Raw genomic sequence first — 15,727 nt, forward strand, 5'->3', positions numbered from 1 at the left:
CTAAAAATCCACCTGCTCATAATGTTTCGGCGGGGTGATGACCTCCATGCGTTCGGACAGGAGCGGGCGGAAGCTGGGGCGGGATTTGAACATCGCGTACCAGGCCTTGGTCTGCTCATGCCCGGTCCAGTCGATTCCGCCCAGATAGTCGGCGACCGAAATCTGTGCCGCGGCGGCAAGGTCAGCCATGCTCATCACCGATCCCGCCATCCAGGCGCGGTGATCGATGAGATAGTCGACATAATCGAGATGGCCGTTGGCCAGCTTCATCGCCTCGCGCAGCACGCGGCTGTCGGGGGGCTGGCGATCGATCAGACGCTTTTTCATCCGCTCGTGCAGCAGGGGCTGCGTCACATCGCCGTAAAATTGTTCGTCAAACCAGGCGACCAGACGGCGGATCTCGGCGCGATATTGCGCGGTTCCGCTGATCATCGGGTTGGCCGAGACGGTCTCGTCAATATATTCGGAAATGGCCACGGAATCAGCAAGCGTGATGTTGCGTTCCGCATCGCGCATGACAGGGGTACGGCCTGCCGGGTTCATCTGCAGAAAATCGTCGCGCTGTTCCCACGGATTTTCGCGCACCAGACTATAGGGCACGCCCTTTTCCCCCAGCAGCAAACGCACTTTGCGCGAGAACGGACAAAGCGGATATTGATGAAGGTGCCACATAAAGGTCCTGTTAGGGTTGATTAGCGCGAATGGGAAGGGGTCGAGGCGGTATTTTCGTCAAAATGGACGGAGGAAGGCATGTGTCCCCCGTCCTACATCTTTCCCTCTCCCCTTCAGGGGAGAGGTACGCAGTCTTATGGCTTTAGCCATTAGACGGAGTGGAGAGGGGGAGGTGGCGCATTGCCCTCACCGTCGAAGCCCCTCTCCAACTACGCCTAGGCCTGTCGGCCAAGGCTTCGTATCCTCTCCCCTGAAGGGGAGAGGGAGACATATGGATTTCCCCTCCCCTCAACGCTGCTCCCCTGCCTCCTGCTTTTCCTGCTTCGCCCGCGCCGCGTCGATCTTCGCTTCCGCTGCCTTCACCTTTTTCTCGGTCTCGGCATATTGGCTGTCGAAATCCTGCTGGCAGGCACCCAGCAGCAGGAGAAGGCAGAGCGCGCGCATCAATAATCCTTCTTGTAGCGGACGTTGACGTTCGACGTACCGGTGGTGCCGATCTGGCTCAACACCGAAAGTGCGGGCGTCAGGCTGATTTCCAACTGCGTCGCGGTATAGCCGCGTGCGTCGGTGACAATTTCGACATAGACATCGTTGGTGATATACTGGCCGAACGCCACCGCCATTTCGCGGCCCGTTGTCTGGTCCGCGCCCAATATGCGCAGGCGGTTCAGCCCCGTGGCCGATTGCAGCACGCCAAGCGGGTTGAGGCCGCCCGATCCGCCGCGCAGATTGTTGAGCGAGGCGGCAAGCTGCACCGCCTGTATCGCGCTCAATTCGCCGATGGAATTGCCGAACAGGATGCGCGCCATGATCTCGTCCTGCGGCAGCGCAGGGGTGGAGCTGAAGCTGATGTCGGGATTCTGGCCGGTGCCGCGGATATTGACGCGGACCGTTGTGCCGTCGACTTCGCTGGCGGCGGCAATGCGGATGGACGGGTTGGTGGCCGGGCCGCCGTTGAAGCTGATCCGGCCATTTTCAAGTTCGAACGAGCGTCCCGCAAAGCCGAGCGTGCCGCGCACCAGTTCCATTTCGCCCGCAATGCGCGGGGCGTTGCTGGTGCCGGTGACGCGCAGATTGGCGCCCCATTCGGATTCAAGGCCCATGCCGCTCACATAAAGTTCGTCGGGCGCGGTCAGTTTGATGTCGAGTTTCCAGTTGCTCGGCAGCGTGCTGATCGGGTCGGCATCGCCCGACACACGCGGACGGCCCGATGCCGCCTTGCGCCGCACACCGGTCAGGGTGGCGACCGAGGCGGCGCCCTGGCGGATGATCTTGAACCGCGTTTCAGGCAGGCGCAGGGTCCCGCTGATCAGGGCATCGCCGCCCGGTGTGTTGGTGACGCTGATCTGTCCGGTTGCGGTGGTGGAGATCAACTCGCTGCGCGCGACGCGGGCCTGGTTGAGGTCGAGGTCGAGCTGTAACGGGAAGCCCTTGTCGGAGCTGAGATTGACAAAGCCCTTGCCGGTCACGGTCCCCCTGCCCGCATTGGCGGACAGTTCGGTCACCTCCAGCTGGTCATTGGTGAACAGGCCCCGCACGCGCAGCTTGGTCAGGCGCGTGCCATAGACGTCATTTTCGTAAATCAGGTCGTTGGCGCGCACGACGCCGGTCAGGCGCGGGGTCTGCACCCGGCCGGAGAAATCTGCGGCGACGCCGATATTGCCCTCAAGGCTCTGGTCCGCCAGCGCGGCGAGGGAGAAGAGCGTATCGGCAGGGCCGTTATAGCGGATGCCCCCCGACAGCGGCGCGGCGAGCAGGCGCTCGGTCCAGCTTGCATTGCCCGGCGGCAGGGGCCTCAAGTCGATCTGCAGACGGCCCACGGCGGCACCCAGACGGCGGATGATCGCGCGGGCGTTGCCGCCATCGGGCAGCAGGCGGCCGACAAGGCTGATGTCGACCGGCTGCGACCGGGACCCCAAATTGGTGCGGACAAAGCGTTTGATCTCCAGCCGCGCATCGGCGCGGGGGAAGGCGGTAAGGGAGGCTTGCGACCAGTCGATGCTGCCCGTCGCCCTGCCCCTGATGCCAAGGCCCGGCAGGAAGGGGTTGATGACCGCGATGTTCACATTGTCCAGCCGCGACTGAAGCTCCAGCCCGTCGCCATAGCTGCCGGCGAGCTTTACCGTGCCATTGGCGACGCGGATGGTCGACAGCTTGATCTCATATGCGTCGCGCCCGGGCACGATGCGTAACGGGCCTTCCGTCGAAAAATCGATGCTGTTCGCCCGGCCCTTCGCCGCGATGCGCCACAGTTCGGGCGTCAGATCGGCGTTGGCGGCGATGCGGAACGGCACCTGGCTGCGCCCCTCGGCAAGGATCCGGGCCGAACCGGTGCCGCCGCGATAGTCGACCTTCGCCCGCGCCGCCGCCAGCTCGATATCGTTCAGCAGCGCATTTTCGACCTGAACATCGGCGACGATCTGCGGGCTGTCATACAGAATGACGTCCGCCTTCACGATGCCGCGCCCGATGGCGAGCGTCTGTTCCCCGCCTGTCAGGCTGGCATTGTTCGCAACCGCATCGACGACCGCGCGCTGGTATCTGCCTGCGGCCGACAGCTCGATGGTGCCGTCAAAACCAGCGCCCACGCCGTTCAGCGTCCCCTGGAACGGACCCGACGCCGCCTGCTGCACCCGGCCCGTCAGGCCGATCCCGGCAAAGTCGCCGCGCAATATGTCGATCGTCAGCGGCCCGTTGCCCGACAGCACGTCGATATCCCCGCTAATGGGGCCATAGTCGGTGGACCCCGTCAGCGTGATCGCATAGCCGCGCGCGCTGCGGGTTACGAGCCCGACGACATTGGACAGGCCAACGCCAAAGCCCGGCCGCGCCGCCGTGACGCGGGCAACAGGGCGATCGAACGTGCCGGTCAGTTGCACCGCCACAGGGCCATATTGGTTGGAGTATCCCGCACCGTTGAACACAACGCGGCCGCCGTCTGTCACATAGGTGCCATTGCCGCTGTTCAGCCGGAACTGCGGCGCCGAAACGCTGGCCCGTGTGACGCGCAACACGCCGTCGGTGCCGTAGCGGATGCCGGCATTGACGAACATCTGCCCGCCGAGGAATTTCTGCACGCCGGCGCTGAACAATTTTGTGGAGCGCGCCTTGATCGTCCCCACCAGCGCATAGCCCCGGCCCAGCGTGGTTTCGAGATCGACATCGGCAACCACATTGAACAGCCCGACCGAGCTGACTTCAAATCCGTCCACCTTGCCGTTGAGCGCGCCGGTGTAAAAACCCTTCGCCATATCTCCGATGATCAGCGCGGTCGCGTTGATCCGGTCGGAGCGTATTTTCATGTTGTCGGACAGCAGGCGGCCATTGGCGATAGCGATGTCGCCATTCATTCGGACATTGGTGAGCAATCCGCCCGCAATCTGGTTGATACCCGTGACCCGCCGCGCAATGGCATTGACCGGAATCAGGAACCGGTCCTCCTGCCCTTCCGCCTCGCCCGTCACGCGGACATCTTCAAAGGTGGTCCGGTCAAAGGCCAGCCTTTTGGCCGTCGCGGAATAGGCAATGGTGGGCGCGGCAATGGCCCCGTTCAAAAGGGCCTTGCCCTGCACATTGGTGCCGCTGACATTGCTTCCAATAATCGCCGGGCGCAGCAATTTAAGGTCAAGCGCAAGATCGTCGAACGCACCTTGCGCCATGTCGATCCGCCCGCTCGTTCCCAATATGGCCGAAGCCGAACGGACGCTGCCCTTGATGTCGGCAACACGCTGTTCAAAGGATGCCGACAGGTCGATGGTGGCAACCGGCGACAGTCCGCGGACAATCAGGCTGTCTGCCATCACCTTTGCAGGGGCAGTTTCCCCCCTTGCCGTAAACACACCGTCCCGTGCGGTCAGCGCGACGTCCGCCACCTGTTCCGCACCCATGGTCGCGCGCAGGCGGCCATCCCATTTCTGCCAGCTACCGCGCCCGTCGAGCGCCGCCCGCACCGGCACTTCACGGCCGAGAAGACCGGCAACCAGACCCTTTGCCGGGGCATCGACCTTCAGATCAATGTCAAAGCGGTTGTCATCGGGCACGGCATCCAGCTTGAGCGCCAGCCTGTCGCCCTGCGCTGACCCTGCTATTGCCTCGACCACCGCACGCCGGTCGGCAATCCGTGCCTTGCCATCAAGGCGCGCAACCTGTTCTTCGCCCGTCACCGCCTTTGCAAAGACGATGCGGTCCACCCGCAGCCGGTCAATCCGGATGTCGAGATCGGGCAGCATCGGTTCCCCCCGGTCCGGCACCACATTGAAGGCAGGCATTCGCGCCACATTTAGCTCGCGTGCCGTCAGCGCATCGACATCAACCACCCCTGTCAGATAGGCGAAGGGATGCCAGTCGAGCCGGATTTCCGGCGACCGTGCAAAAGCACCCTTGGGGTCGCGAAACTGCACATCGCGCAGCACCGCGCCGCCATAAATGGACCCGTCAATCTTTCCGATCCGGATATTCAGACCATTTTCCAGCACCACGCCTGCGACCTGCCGCGCCACGAATGCGCGGCCTGATTGCGTATCGAGCCAGACATAGGCACCCAAAAGCACCGCCAGCAATACGCCAAACAGGGCAGCTCCCCCAAGGACAAGGCGCCTGCCGAGCGTCAAAATGCCTGCCCGATCGATACATAGACGCTGATCTTGGACTCCCCTGCCCTGCGGTTCAGCGGTGTCGCGATGTCGAGCCGGACCGGTCCGAAATTGGTGTAGAAACGGCCGCCAATGCCAAGGCCGAAGCGCCAGTCGTCAAATTTGGGAATGCTGCTTTCATAGACCTGCCCCGCATCGACAAAGCCCGCGACCCCGAAATTGCCGAAACGATATCGTGCCTCGATCGCGGCTTCGTTCATGCTGCGTCCTCCAATGGGATCGCCATTCAGATCCTTCGGCCCCAGTTGCTGGTAACCAAAGCCGCGGACCGATCCGCCACCGCCGCCGTAAAAACGCCGCGACGGGGCCAGATCATCGCGTCCGGTTCCACTGATCGTCCCGACGCGCCCGCGCGCGGCCAGCACCAGATTGTCGGTCGGCGAATAATAATAGGAGCCGTCCAATATGGCGCGCGCATAAATCCGTTTCCCGCCGCCCAGCGATGCCTCGGGCGACAGGCGCAGATTCAGGCGGTAGCCTTTGGTTGGATTCAGCAAATCGTCCGAACGGTCGAAACCAATCTGTCCGGGCAATGCCGCCACATAAAAGATCCGCCGGTCACGCAGCCCGCGCGCCACATCGAACTGGTCTTCCGATGTGGCCAATATTTCAACGCCGGCCGACCAGGTGAATTTCTTTTGCCAGATGGGCGTCGATGCATAGCTGTAAAAGGCGGCAACCCGTCCGGTATAGGCCTCGAACGCGTCATAATTGCTGTGCAATGCCGACAGCGACATTTCAAAGGTGCGGTCGCGCCGTCCGGCGTTGGACCGCGAAAAACTGACGCTTGCGGCCTGTTCCTGTGTTCCGATCACACCTGCCGCGGTCAGCGCCCCTTCGGGCGGGAACAGATTGCGATGGGTCCAGCTCCCCTCGACCCGCGGACCCTGGCCGGTGCCATAACCGGCACTGATGGCAAGCGTGCGCGCGGGCCCTGCTTCTTGCCGGACAAGCAAATCCGCATAGGGCATGCCGTCGGGCGCCGTGCCCTCGCCAGGAACAGGTTCGACCGACACCGTCGACAACAGGCCGGTTGCGACCAGCGCCGCGCGCAGATCGTCGACCTTGCGGCTGTCATACAGATCCCCTGTCTTGAAACGCCGCAATATCGCGACATGTTCGGCGTCAAAGGCTTCTGTCCCTTCGCTCCTGATCTGTCCGAACACGCTGCGCGCGCCGGGATCAACCGGCAGGGTATAGTCCCCGAGCCCACTTTCGCTGTCGAGCAATATGTCCCGCTGCCCGACCTTGGCAAAGGGATAGCCATTTTCCGGCAGTTTGATCGAGATATTGGCTTCTGCGGCCAATATCGTGTCGGCAACAATTGGGTCACCACTTTTCGGAACAAAGTTGCTGGTAATGAGGTCGGAAGGTTCGACGGGCTTCGTTTCGAAACGGATTTCGCCCAGATAATAACGCCGTCCCGGAACGACATTCAGGGCGACGTTGAGCGGTTCGGACGCCGCCGACCCATTGCCTTCGGCGGCGGCGGCATTGGTCCGCTCGGTCGCCACGCGCACCGTGGCATCGTAAAAGCCTTCGCTGGTCAGGATATCGAGCAGCAATTGCCGGTCTGCCCGCGCACGCTGGCTGACCACCGCACGCGTATCGGCGCGCCCGCCATTGCGGCCAAGCGCCGACAGGTCGTAAAAACGGCGCAACGTGGTGCGGTAGATATTCCCGTCGGCGTCCTGCGCAACGTCGGCATTGGCGCCCGGATCGAGCCCGTTAATTTTCACCACATAGCGCACCGACTGGTTGCCCTCATTTTCCGCGGCTTCGGTCGGCTGTGGGGGTGGTTCGGCGTCGAATGTATCTATGGACGGCAGGGGTTCATCCAGCAGCGGATCGACAACCGGCGGGTCGCTCAGAACCTCGACCGCATCGCCGTCGCGCAAGGCGGGATTTGCACTTTCCTGCGCCGTCTGTTGTGCCTGTTGCCGGGCTTCCTCGGTTGCGGCTGTCTCGTCACGGGCATCCTGCTCGCGCTGCCACTCCTCGACCGATTCCAGCGGCTTGTCGTCAAGGCTGGGGATCGCGGCGTCAAACTCCTCGTCACTGATAATGGGCTTGTTGCGCTCTTCCGATGATGGCGGCGCAGGCGCAGGCGCAACCTCAACACCCTCCGCCGCGCCCGCCGCATTCTGGGCAAGCACGGGGGCCGTCGCAAAAGCGAGATGCAACAGAGCTATGGATCGGATCAAAAACGCATCTCCAGCCACCCAAACGCACGAAATTCAAAAAGGCTCCCTGTGTTTTTCGATAGCTTGGCAAAAAAGAGATGCAACCGCGAAGGATGTTCCTTTGCGCGGATTGCGGTGGATGGAGGGGTTGCGGGTGATGGGGCAGTCCCCCAACGCACCTTCCCCTCTCCCCTTCAGGGGAGAGGATACGAAGCCTTGGCCGAAGGCCTAGGCGCAGTTGGAGAGGGGCTTCGACGGTGAAGGCAATGCCCCACCTCCCCCTCTCCACTCCGTCTAATGGCTAAAGCCATAAGACTGCGTACCTCTCCCCTAAAGGAGAGAGGGGGAGCGCGCATCTCCCCCTTTCCCCACGCTAACCGCTTGACGCCGGTGCGCATTTCCTTTCTTGCGCAATCATGCGTTTTTTCTCTGACAATGCGGCTCCCGTGCATCCCAAAGTGATGCAGGCCATCGCCGATGCGAACCAGATTGATACCGCCTATGATGGTGACCGATGGAGCGCGCAGCTGGATGCCCGTTTTTCCGAAACCTTCGGCTGTGATGTGGCCGTGCTGTGGGTGGCCACGGGCACCGCGGCCAACTGCCTTGCGCTGACATCCTTATGCCAGCCGCATCAGGGCATCATCTGCCACCGCGAGGCGCATATCGAAGTCGACGAATGCGGCGCGCCCGGATTTTATACCGGCGGCGCAAAGCTGATGCTGGTGGACGGTGAAGGGGCAAAGGTCACGCCGCAGGCGGTGAGCGATTTGCTGGGGACGATCCGCAACGATGTGCATCAGGTGCAGGCCGCTGCGCTCTCGGTGACCAATGCCACCGAATATGGCCTGACCTATCGCCCTGCCGAAGTGGAGGCGCTGGGCGATGTATGCCGTGCGCGCGGCCTTGGTTTCCATATGGACGGGGCCCGCTTTGGCAATGCGGTGGCGTCGCTTGGCTGCCATCCCGCCGATGTGACCGTGCGTGCGGGCGTCGATGTGCTGAGTTTCGGCTTTGCCAAAAATGGCGGCATGGGCGCAGAGGCGCTGGTCTATTTCGACCCGGCCCATGCGGACGCGGCGCGCTATCGCCGCAAGCGTGCAGGGCATTTGCAATCCAAAGGCCGGTTCCTGGCGGTGCAGTTGCTGGCGATGCTGGACGGGGATTTGTGGCTGGACAATGCCCGCGCGGCCAATGCGGCTGCAACGGTCATTGCCAATGCCGCACAGGGCCGCCTGCTCTATCCGGTCGAGGCCAACGAGATTTTCGTCCGTCTGACCGCCGCCGAAGCCGCCGGCCTGCGCGCGCAGGGCTTTGACTTTTACGACTGGGGCGAAGGCGCGGCGCGTCTGGTCACGAGCTGGCACCATACAGAGGACGACGTCGCACCTCTTGCCCGCGCGATTGCCGCCCTATGAGCCGTCATGATCCCGAACCCGTCACCGAACCCGGGCTGCTGACGCCGCGCGTCCTCATTCCTTTTCTGTTCGTGTCGCTGATCTGGGGATCGACCTGGTTTGTCATCCGCGATCAATTGAGCGTCGTCCCGTCAAGCTGGTCGGTCACCTACCGCTTTTCCGTGGCGGCCATCGGCATGTTTATCCTTGCCCTCATCATGCGGCAGCCCTTGCGGATTGACCGGGAATTTCTGGGCTGGGCCGCTTTTCTGGGGCTGGTCCAGTTTTCGCTGAATTTCAACTTCGTCTATCTGGCGGAACATCATATCACATCAGGTCTGGTCGCGGTTATCTTTGCCCTGCTGATCATTCCCAATGCGATACTCGGCAAATTGTGGCTGGGCCGCACGATCGGACGGCCGTTCATCATCGGGTCTGCCATTGCCACGGCTGGCGTCGGCTTGCTGATGCTGCGCGAATATCGTGTTGCGCCGGTCGGCGGAACGGAGGTGCTCATCGGGCTGTCCTTCACTATCGCCGCGGTCTGCTTTGCCTCAATTTCCAATGTGCTGCAGGTGACGCCCCGCATTGCGCGTTTTCCCACCGTGACCATATTGGCCTGGTCGATGCTGTGCGGCGCGATCATCAACGCCGCCATCGCGTTCGTCGTTGCCGGTCCGCCGGTCATCGACCCGCGCCCGGCATATCTGAGCGGCGTGTTCTATCTCGGCATAGTCGGAACGGTCCTCACCTTCCCTTTCTATTTCCGCCTGATCCGCGACATCGGCCCCGGAAAGGCGGCCTATACCGGCGTGCTGATTCCGGTGATCGCGATGCTGATCTCGACCGCCTTTGAAGGCTATGAATGGTCGCTGCTCGCCATTTCAGGCGCGGCGCTGGCGATGATCGGGCTCGTCGTCGCCATGCAAACGCGGAAAGCTTAGGACTCGCCTTCGAAATAGAATCGCGATAGCTTCGCTGCCAAACAAGGCAGGAGAGGGCTATGGAGCAATTAAGCGGGCAGGACGCGAGTTTCGTCTATCTGGATACGCCGAACACGCCGATGCATATCGGGTCGGTCGCGATTTATGACCCTTCCACAGCGCCCGGCGGGTTCGTCCGCTTCAAGGATATCCTGCGCCATATCGAAGGGCGCTTGGACAAGGCACGCAGTTTCCGCCAGAAACTGGTGCGCGTCCCGTTCGACCTTGATCACCCCTATTGGGTGGAGGATGCGAATTTCGATCTGGAATATCATGTCCGCCACATCGCCCTGCCGCAACCGGGTGACTGGCGGCAATTGTGTATCCAGGTCGCGCGTCTGCATGCGCGGGGGATGGACCTGACCAAGCCGCTTTGGGAGTTCAACATTGTCGAGGGGCTCGACAATATCCCCGGCATTCCCAAGGGCAGCTTTGCGCTGGTATCCAAGGTGCACCATGCCGCAATTGACGGCATGTCGGGCGTGGAGCTGAGCGCGGCGGTGCATGATCTGGAACCCAAGGAAGTGCCCGAGCCTGCGCCTTCCACCTGGAAGCCGGAGGATGATCCCAAGCTGGGCGAGATGCTGATGCGGACATGGTTCAATTCGGTGACCCAGCCGGTGAAGTTCGCCAAGACGGTGGCCAACACCGTGCCCGGCATTGCGCGGCTGACGAAGGAAATTGCGGGCGGTGACGTCTCGCTGAAATCCACGCGCATGGCGCCGCAGACGATCTTCAATGGCAAGGTCGGCCCGCACCGCGTGTTTGACGGCGTGGTCTATTCGCTCGCCGATATCCGCGCGATCAAGGACCGGATCGACGGCGCGACGGTCAACGATGTGATTCTTGCCATCATCGGCGGGGCGTTGCGCGAATATCTGATGGGCCACGACGCCCTGCCCAAGCCCAGCCTGACCGCCATGGCCCCCATTTCGGTGCGGGCCGAGGGCGAAAAGGAAGCGCTGGGCAACCTTGTCTCGGCCATGATGGTGCAGCTCGGCACGCATATCGCCGACCCTGCGGAGCGGCTGCGCTACATCCATAAGGAAGTGAAGAACAGCAAGGCGATGACCAACGCGGTCGGTGCGCGGACGCTGACCGATTATAGCCAGTTCACGCCCGCCGCTCTCGCCGGACTGGGCGCGCGGCTGTACACGCGGCTTGGCGTTGCGAACCTGCACTCGCCCGCGTTCAACTGCGTCGCCACCAACGTCCCCGGCCCGCGTGTCCCGCTCTATTTTGCAGGCGCGAAGCTGGTGCGGATGATGGGACTGGGGCCGGTGTTCGACGGCATGGGCCTGATCAACACGATCTACAGCTACGGTCCGGAAATCGCCATTTCCTTCACCAGCGACCGCGCCATCATGCCCGACCCTTCGGCCTATGCCGCTGCGCTGCAACGCTCCTTCGAAGCGCTGCGCGACGCGGATTTCAGCGAGGCAAAGCCGGAAAAGGCAACCAAGCCTGCAAAGCCCGCCAAAAAGGCGAAGCCCAAGGCGAAGTAGTTTCTCGCTGAAAAACGCTCCCTCTCCCCATCAGGGGAGGGGCCAGCGCAATCGCTTAGTGCCCCGAGGACGGATATACCAACGCCCGCGCGCCGGTGCGTTCAAAGGGTTTCCAGCCGTCTTCCGGCTGGGCCAGACGGTCCGCAATTGCCCAGAGCACGGCGGGGTTAGCGCCTAGGCCGCAATGGCTGCCGCGCACTTCGATATTGTCCGTCGTGTCCGACGCAGGCTCGCGCGAGTTTTGCCAGGCGACAACGCCATCGTTGCGCGAGAAAATGGCGGTCGACGGCACCGGCGGCACCGCATGGCCTTCGCTGACCTGTTCGCGCATTTTCGGATCGTCGAGCTTTTGCCCCGTCACATATTGATAGGCGCGCCACGCATTGGTGGACTTGGGCGTGCCCTTGATGGGCGAGCCCAGCGAAATCACCTGCCGGATCTTGTCGGGACGGCGGCGCGACAGCATGCGCGCGAACGAACCGCCCAGTGACCAGCCGACAAGGCTGACCTTCTTGCCGGTCTTGGCGTAGATTTCGTCAAGCCGCGCGATCATTTTCTCGCCTTCCTGCCCCACGGCCTTATGGCCAAGGTTGCGGCCCAGTTCCCAATGATAGGGATCATAGCCCAGCTTCTTCAGATAGCTGTGCAGCGGCTTCATCGAAAATTCCGATGCCATGAAACCGGGCAACAGCATGACCGGATGCCCGTCGCCCTTGGGCGCCTGCAACAGGAAGGGCGCGGCCCAGGGCAGCGATCCTGTTTCCAGCAAAGCGCGGGGCAGTTCGCTCAGGATCAGCAAAAGCGAGGGGGCCTTGACGGCGGCATGCGGGTTTTCCGCGGCGATAGTGGCCAAAATAACTCTCCCGAAAACATTCGAAACGGCTGGTCTGTTGCCAGTTTAACGGGAGGCTAGGCCGATAGTTCCGCGTCGGTCAATCCGCTTTTTTATACAGGCGCGGCCAATAGCGCGCTAAGCCCCTGTTTATAATCGCTATATGTGGGTGCCCAGCCCAGCAGGCGCTTTGCCTTGCCGTTCGAAATACGTCGGTTTTCGGCATAAAAGCCCAGCGCCATCGGTGAAAGCTGCGCCTCGTCCAATGTCTGCAGCACCGGCCAGGGCAGGCCCAAAAGGTCGCAGGCATATTCGATCACAGCATTTTGCGATGCCGGCAGATCGTCCGCGATATTATAGACACCGGGCGCACCTGCAAAGGAAGCCATCACTGCGCCGACAATATCATCGGCATGGATACGGCTGAAAATCTGGTCCGGCAGGGCGATCCGGTGGGCCTTGCCCTCGCGCACACGGTCAAGCGCGGATCGGCCCGGCCCGTAAATGCCCGGCAGGCGAAAGACATGCATATCCGGCCGCACCCCCTGCCACGCCAGATCCGCCTCGGCCCGCGCCGTGCGGCGACCCTGACCAATGGACGCGCTTTCATCCACCCATGCGCCGCCGGTATCACCATAGACGCCGGTTGATGACAGATAGCCCGACCATTGCGCCCTGCTGCCCGCGATTTCCGCGCCATAGGACGCCAGCACCGGGTCAACACCCTCGGCCAGCGGCGGCACGCTCGACAGGATATGGGTTGCGCTTTCCAGCGCGTCGAGCACGGCATAACGGTCGTCAAAGGCCACCGCGCCCTCCCCGCTCATCCGCCTTGTGCCGGTGACCCGCCAACCGGCCGTGCGGAGCCGTTCGGCCAGCCGCGACGCGGTGTAGCCCATTCCGAAAATCAGCATATGCCCTGTCATGGCCTGTGGTTCGCAATCTAATGGCTTGCCGTCAAGCGCCGCACTTGCAATGAAGCCCACAGGGAGAAGCAGAAGCAATGAGCGTCGAACTTATCAGGGCACGGATGCTGGGCGATGTCCCGCACGGTTTTCTCGGGCGTGCAGGGGGCGTGTCCACCGGAATCTATGCCGGCCTGAATGTGGGTCTGGGGTCGGAAGACGAGCGCGAGGCCGTGCTTGAAAACCGGCGCCGTGCCGCAGACGCCGTGCTTGCGGGCGCCGACATTGCCCGCGTCTACCAGATCCATTCGCCCGATGTCGTCACGGTGACCGGACCAACCGATGCGGAAGACCCGCCCAAGGGCGACGCGATGGTTACGAACCGTCCCGGCCTGTTGCTCGGCATTGTCACTGCCGATTGCGTGCCGGTCCTGTTTGCCGATGCGCAGGCCGGCGTGATCGGTGCGGCCCATGCCGGATGGAAAGGCGCGATTACCGGCGTTACCGACAACACCCTGTCCGCGATGGAGGCCCTCGGGGCCGACCGCGCCCGCATCCGCTGCGCCATCGGGCCGTGCATAGCGCAGAAAAGCTATGAGGTGGATACCGCCTTTTACCAGCGCTTCGTCGATGAAAATCCGGAAAATGAGCGTTTCTTTGCCGATGGCAAACCCGGCCATTACCAGTTCGATATCGAAGGCTATGTCGCCGCGCGGCTGGCGCAGGCGGGGGTTACGCAAATCGAATGTCTGGGCGAGGATACCTATAGCCAGCCCGACCGTTTCTTCAGCTATCGCCGCAGTTGCCACAAGGACGAGCCCGGCTATGGCCGCCAGATTTCGCTGATCGGCCTGCCCGCATGACCGCGGCCCGAGTGGGATTTTGGGGCGGCCTGCTGGTCTTTGCCGCGATGCTGCTGGCCCCTGTGCCTTCGGGTATGGAGGCATCGGCATGGAATGTCGCGGCGCTCACCATATTGATGGCGACCTGGTGGATGACGCAGGCCCTGCCCCTCACCGTAACGGCGCTGCTTCCCTTTCTCGCTTTGCCGCTGATGGGTGTGCTGACCGCGCAGGATGTGGCCAAGGAATATTATTCGCCGACCCTGTTCCTGATTTTGGGCGGTGCGTTTCTGGCGCTGACCATCGAACGCACCGGCATGCACCGGCGCGTCGCGCTCGCCATCCTTGGCCGTTCGGGGCATAGTGTTCAGGGGCTGATGATCGCCTTCATGGGGTCGACCGCCCTGCTCAGTATGGTGATGTCCAACACCTCCATCGCGCTTATCATGGTGCCGATTGCCATTGCCGTATTGGCGGCAGGCGGCGTGAAAGAGGGGGAGACTGACGGTCTTCCGGGCGCGCTGATCATGGGGGTCGCCTTTGCCGCGAGCATTGGCGGTCTGGGTACGCTGGTCGGTTCGCCCACCAACGCCATCGCGGCGGGGCTGGTTGAAAAGCAACTGGGTATCCAGATCAGCTTCGTGACGTGGATGCAATATGGCCTGCCTATCGTCTTCCTCGGCATTCCGCTCTGCGCCTTCATCCTGATGCGCGTGCAAAAGGTCAGCGCGGGCAGCTTCGACGTCGACGCCGCCCGCGCCGCCATTGGCAAACCGCAGCCCATGTCGGTCGCCGAACGGCGGCTGGTGCCGATATTCCTGCTGGTCATCGGCGCATGGATTGGCCAGCCGCTGATCGAACCCTATCTGCCCAAGGGTGGCATTACCGATGGCAGCATCGCCATTGCAGGATCGCTGCTGCTCTTCCTTATCCCTGATGGCACGGGACGTCCGCTGCTGCTCTGGCAAGAGGCCGACCGTGCGCCCTGGGGCGTTATCATGATGTTCGGCGGCGGACTTGCGCTGGCGGCGGGGATTACCGAATCCGGCCTTGCCGCATGGCTGGGCGAGGCGCTTGAACCCCTGTCCTCGGTCCACCCGGTCATCATCGCCCTCGCACTGACCGCGCTGGTCATCCTGATCACCGAATTTGCCAGCAATGTCGCGACGGCCAGCGGCGTCCTGCCCGTCGTCGCCGGCCTCGTCACGGCCACCGGTGCGGACCCCTGGCTCATGGCCATGGCCGCCTCCATGGCCGCAAGCTGGGGCTTCATGATGCCATCGGGCACCGGCCCCAACGCCATAGCCTGGTCCACCGGCCACATCGCCCTGCCCAAAATGGTCAAGGCCGGATTCCTGCTGGATATTGCAGGGATACCGTTGATTGTCGGGGTGATCTGGGTGGTTGGGCTGCTTTAGGGGTTTGGGGTTTTTGCTAGAAGGAAGAAGGCGGGGGGCTTTTGCCTTGGGTGGCGATTTTAAGGGAGTTAAACACCGGTGAACTCGCGGACGTCTATCCTTGCCAGTTGTTTGCTTTTCTTGATTTCGAACACAGCATGCACCCCAAAGCGCCCGGAAACATCTTCTTATTTCAAGGAAGTGACGGGCCTAAGCATCTGCGAGAGTTCTACGATCAAAAATACAAAACAGGGCGAACACGACCATGAAAGTGAACCCATATATCAAGTCATCATTGTCGCAGACGAAAAATGCTTGCTCGAACTGAATGACCAAATAGCAGAAAAATTCGATGTTTC

The 15,727-nt window shown here is 62.3% G+C and carries 11 protein-coding genes; 5 read left to right on the forward strand and 6 right to left on the reverse strand.

The genetic code is table 11. The annotated features are described in order from the left end of the window. The 4 genes from FOM92_RS09020 to FOM92_RS09030 all read right to left on the reverse strand — a co-directional run bounded on the left by FOM92_RS09020 (position 1) and on the right by FOM92_RS09030 (position 7,528). Positions 1 to 672: a glutathione S-transferase family protein gene (locus tag FOM92_RS09020; RefSeq protein WP_143776551.1), complete on the reverse strand. Its 672-nt coding sequence runs from the start codon at positions 670 to 672 to the stop codon at positions 1 to 3. A gap of 288 nt (positions 673 to 960) precedes the next feature. Further along, positions 961 to 1,116, reverse strand: coding sequence for a hypothetical protein (locus FOM92_RS15945; protein WP_158902461.1), 156 nt, complete (start codon positions 1,114 to 1,116; stop codon positions 961 to 963). Then, a complete protein-coding gene (locus FOM92_RS09025) occupies positions 1,116 to 5,282 on the reverse strand; it encodes a translocation/assembly module TamB domain-containing protein (protein WP_246087239.1) in 4,167 nt (1,388 codons plus the stop codon). Before FOM92_RS09025 ends, FOM92_RS15945 begins: the two co-directional genes overlap by 1 nt. After that, entirely contained in the window at positions 5,279 to 7,528 is a 2,250-nt protein-coding gene (locus FOM92_RS09030) for an autotransporter assembly complex protein TamA (RefSeq protein ID WP_246087240.1), read from the reverse strand. The genes FOM92_RS09025 and FOM92_RS09030 overlap by 4 nt, the downstream gene beginning before the upstream one ends. 395 nt (positions 7,529 to 7,923) lie before the next feature. Between FOM92_RS09030 and FOM92_RS09035 the strand changes: the two genes are divergently transcribed. The 3 genes from FOM92_RS09035 to FOM92_RS09045 are packed head-to-tail and all read left to right on the forward strand — an operon-like array spanning position 7,924 to position 11,392. Next, entirely contained in the window at positions 7,924 to 8,925 is a 1,002-nt protein-coding gene (locus tag FOM92_RS09035) for a threonine aldolase family protein (RefSeq protein ID WP_143776557.1), read from the forward strand. Beyond that, complete coding sequence (locus FOM92_RS09040; RefSeq protein ID WP_143776559.1) at positions 8,922 to 9,848, forward strand: DMT family transporter; 927 nt, start codon at positions 8,922 to 8,924, stop codon at positions 9,846 to 9,848. Before FOM92_RS09035 ends, FOM92_RS09040 begins: the two co-directional genes overlap by 4 nt. A gap of 59 nt (positions 9,849 to 9,907) precedes the next feature. Further along, positions 9,908 to 11,392, forward strand: coding sequence for a WS/DGAT/MGAT family O-acyltransferase (locus FOM92_RS09045; RefSeq protein ID WP_143776561.1), 1,485 nt, complete (start codon positions 9,908 to 9,910; stop codon positions 11,390 to 11,392). A 55-nt stretch (positions 11,393 to 11,447) separates the two neighbouring features. On the opposite strand, the gene FOM92_RS09050 is transcribed toward FOM92_RS09045, so the two are convergent. Continuing rightward, positions 11,448 to 12,245, reverse strand: a complete 798-nt coding sequence (locus FOM92_RS09050; protein ID WP_246087241.1) for an esterase/lipase family protein — start codon at positions 12,243 to 12,245, stop codon at positions 11,448 to 11,450. A gap of 92 nt (positions 12,246 to 12,337) precedes the next feature. Then, entirely contained in the window at positions 12,338 to 13,138 is an 801-nt protein-coding gene (locus FOM92_RS09055) for an SDR family oxidoreductase (RefSeq protein ID WP_211347427.1), read from the reverse strand. Positions 13,139 to 13,227: 89 nt separating this feature from the next. On the opposite strand from FOM92_RS09055, the gene pgeF reads away from it, so the two are divergent. After that, positions 13,228 to 13,992, forward strand: coding sequence for a peptidoglycan editing factor PgeF (gene pgeF, locus FOM92_RS09060; protein ID WP_143776562.1), 765 nt, complete (start codon positions 13,228 to 13,230; stop codon positions 13,990 to 13,992). Further along, on the forward strand, positions 13,989 to 15,389 hold the full coding sequence (locus tag FOM92_RS09065; protein WP_143776563.1) for an SLC13 family permease: 1,401 nt from the start codon (positions 13,989 to 13,991) through the stop codon (positions 15,387 to 15,389). The genes pgeF and FOM92_RS09065 overlap by 4 nt, the downstream gene beginning before the upstream one ends. Positions 15,390 to 15,727 lie beyond the last annotated feature (338 nt).

It is taken from the genome of Sphingorhabdus contaminans (genome assembly GCF_007280415.1).
Lineage (GTDB): Bacteria > Pseudomonadota > Alphaproteobacteria > Sphingomonadales > Sphingomonadaceae > Sphingorhabdus_B > Sphingorhabdus_B contaminans.